Origin of the sequence: Mannheimia haemolytica, assembly GCF_004342115.1 — a bacterium.
Classification (GTDB): Bacteria; Pseudomonadota; Gammaproteobacteria; order Enterobacterales; family Pasteurellaceae; genus Mannheimia; species Mannheimia haemolytica.
Genome location: NZ_SMAC01000062.1, coordinates 1 through 2,900 on the forward strand (window position 1 = coordinate 1; position 2,900 = coordinate 2,900).

The following is a 2,900-nucleotide window of genomic DNA, read 5'->3' on the forward strand; positions in this document are numbered from 1 at the left end:
TTTTGTTTAGATTGATTTTTGACACTCATATTCTAAACGGGAAACTCTCACTTTTTAGAGTGAATTGTCAGATCAAGTCTGATCTTCTACAGTTATGTTGTGAGCTTGAATCGCCACGCATACGCCATTCCACACGACCTAAAGCATAGAATCCGTGACCCACTTGCTGGGTTAAACGGAAACCAAAACGAGAGCCGTTGTTATCCACTGCGTGATTAACGTGGTTGCGGGTAGCTTTACCATTTACCGGTGAGGTTTTATCTGAGGTGCTTTCCCACTTAATACGAGCAGAACCAATAAATTCAATTTGTGTACCGGTTTCTTTATGATCGTAAATCGTAATAGCTAGAGCTGAGTTTGCGATTAAGGCTGATGCTAAAATCGCTCATGTTGTTTTTTCATAAAAATCACTCCATATGAATAGATAAAGGGAGGTAGTGTATGTGAATATTCATTGCTAGACAATAATGTTTTGTTAGTTTATATGATGATTGGTTATAATAGAGTCACTTACAGATCTTCAATAATATTTAATATGAAACAACAATTCCCCGTTATTGGCTTAGTTGCTGGTGAGGTCTCTGGCGATATTCTTGGTGCCGGGTTAATTAAGGCGTTAAAAGTACATTACCCGAATGCTCGATTTATCGGTGTTACAGGCTCTCGAATGATTGAGGCTGGCTGCCAGTCTTTGTTTGATATGGAAGAGCTTTCTGTAATGGGGCTAGCAGAGGTGGTTAAACATTTACCTCGTTTACTTAAGCGTCGTAAACAGGTTATTGATGAGATGCTTAAATTGAAACCAGATGTATTTATCGGTATTGATGCACCGGATTTTAATTTAACCGTTGAAGAAAAACTCAAAGCGAGTGGGATTAAAACAATCCATTATGTTAGCCCTTCGGTGTGGGCTTGGCGACAAAAGCGGGTGTTTAAAATTGCCAGAGCAGCTAATTTAGTGTTGGCATTTCTGCCATTTGAGAAAGCGTTCTATGATAAATTCAATGTGCCTTGTCGTTTTATCGGGCATACGATGGCAGATGCGATCCCACTCGAACCAAATCGTACAGAGGCATGTTTAGCGTTAAATATTGATGAATCCAAGCGATATATGGCAATTTTGGTGGGAAGCCGTGGCAGTGAAATTCAGTTTTTGGCTGAGCCTTTTTTGAAGGCTGCTCAGTTGTTAAAAGCCCGTTTTCCGGATTTACAGTTTTTAGTGCCAATGGTCAGCCAAAAGCGAATGGAGCAATTTAATGCAATTAAACAGCAAGTAGCTCCCGAGTTGGAACTGAATATTATTCAAGGCAAGGCTCGTCAGGCTATGATTGCGTCAGAATGTACTCTTTTGGCATCGGGAACAGCAGCACTAGAGGCAATGTTGTGCAAATCTCCGATGGTAGTTGGTTATAGAATGAAACCGCTGACTTATTGGTTAGCAAAAAAATTAGTGAAAACCGATTATATCTCCTTACCGAATTTATTGGCTCAAGCCCCATTGGTACCAGAATTGATCCAAGAAGCATGCAACCCGGAAAATTTAGCTCAAGAGTTATCTCTATTTTTAGCTGATGATGAGAAAAACCAACAACATAAAGCATTGCTAAAACAGCAGTTTATGCAGCTACATCAATCAATTCAATGTAATGCTGATGAGCAAGCTGCCCAAGCGGTTATCGATCTCCTAAACGGCTCGACAAGCGGTCAAATTTAGTTAGTTTTTTGTAAAAAGGAAAATTTATGTGGAAAGAAGTATTACTTAATTATGGTATTTTTTTATTAGAGTTATTAACTGTATTTGGCATTATTGCAGTGGTGGTGATGCTGATTTTGGAATCGAAAAAGCAGAATGAAAACGGCTCAATTTCAATTACCAATTTATCTGAGAAATATAAAGAGCAGCAAAAATCTCTTTCCGGCTTTTTTCTAAGTGAAGAAGAATTAAAACATCAGGAAAAGCAGGAGAAAAAAGTAGCAAAAGAGAAAGCTAAAGCAGAAAAAAAACGCTTAAAAGCAGGCGAAGAATGTGTAGAAAGCCCTTCCCGTTTATTTGTATTGAATTTTAATGGCGATATGATGGCTCACGAAGTAAATTCCCTACGCCGTGAAATTGATGCGGTAATTAGCCTCGCGAATCCGGAAAAAGATGAAGTTTTACTTAAACTTGAAAGTCCGGGCGGAGTGGTGCACGGTTATGGATTGGCTGCTTCGCAGTTACAACGTTTGCGTGATCGCAATATTTATTTAACCGCAGCGGTAGATAAAGTAGCTGCCAGCGGTGGTTATATGATGGCGTGTGTGGCGAATAAAATTGTCTCTGCCCCATTTGCGGTGATTGGCTCAGTGGGGGTGGTGGCTCAGGTGCCGAATATCCACCGCTTACTGAAAAAACACGATATTGATGTGGATGTGATGACTGCAGGTGAATATAAACGCACGGTGACGCTGGTGGGAGAAAATACCGAAAAAGGGAAACAGAAATTCCAGCAAGAACTGGAAGAAACGCACTCTCTGTTTAAGCAATTTGTGGCTCGACGCCGCCCACAACTGGATATTGAGCAGGTTGCAACAGGCGAGCATTGGTTTGGTCAGCAAGCGATTGAGCTAAATTTGGTTGATGAGATTGCAACCAGTGATGATCTGCTCCTCAATGCAATTAAGGAAAAAGAAGTGATCGAGCTAAAATATAAAGAGAAGAAAAAACTTGCTCAGAAATTGGGTTCTCAATTCGAGCAATCAGCAGAGAACCTGCTCGCTAAGATTTTACATAAAAGTCGTTCAACGCTGATGTAGCGTATATATTATTAAAGTGTAGAAGATCAAACCTAATCTGACAGTCCCCCGTTTTAAATTACCGTGTCTGTCAGATTAATTTGAGCTTAAATTCTTTTCCACCCAAA

2 protein-coding genes and 1 pseudogene are annotated in these 2,900 nt (G+C 40.0%); 2 read left to right on the plus strand and 1 reads right to left on the minus strand.

Translation table 11 applies throughout. The annotated features are described in order from the left end of the window. Positions 1-91: 91 nt before the first annotated feature. Positions 92-382, minus strand: a pseudogene (locus tag EDC41_RS14110) (porin); the annotation flags it as partial. A 153-nt stretch (positions 383-535) separates the two neighbouring features. On the opposite strand from EDC41_RS14110, the gene lpxB reads away from it, so the two are divergent. After that, the gene (gene lpxB, locus EDC41_RS13345; RefSeq protein WP_032844699.1) at positions 536-1,714 is read left to right on the plus strand and encodes a lipid-A-disaccharide synthase; all 1,179 of its coding nucleotides are present in this window, start codon (positions 536-538) and stop codon (positions 1,712-1,714) included. Positions 1,715-1,740: 26 nt separating this feature from the next. Then, positions 1,741-2,793, plus strand: coding sequence for a protease SohB (gene sohB, locus EDC41_RS13350; RefSeq protein WP_006251742.1), 1,053 nt, complete (start codon positions 1,741-1,743; stop codon positions 2,791-2,793). Positions 2,794-2,900: the final 107 nt, after the last annotated feature.

What these genes read in the sequence shown, in the direction of transcription:
- lpxB (WP_032844699.1), top strand. Translation starts at nt 536, where the DNA reads ATGAAACAACAATTCCCCGTTATTGGCTTAGTTGCTGGTGAGGTCTCT.
- sohB (WP_006251742.1), top strand. Translation starts at nt 1,741, where the DNA reads ATGTGGAAAGAAGTATTACTTAATTATGGTATTTTTTTATTAGAGTTA.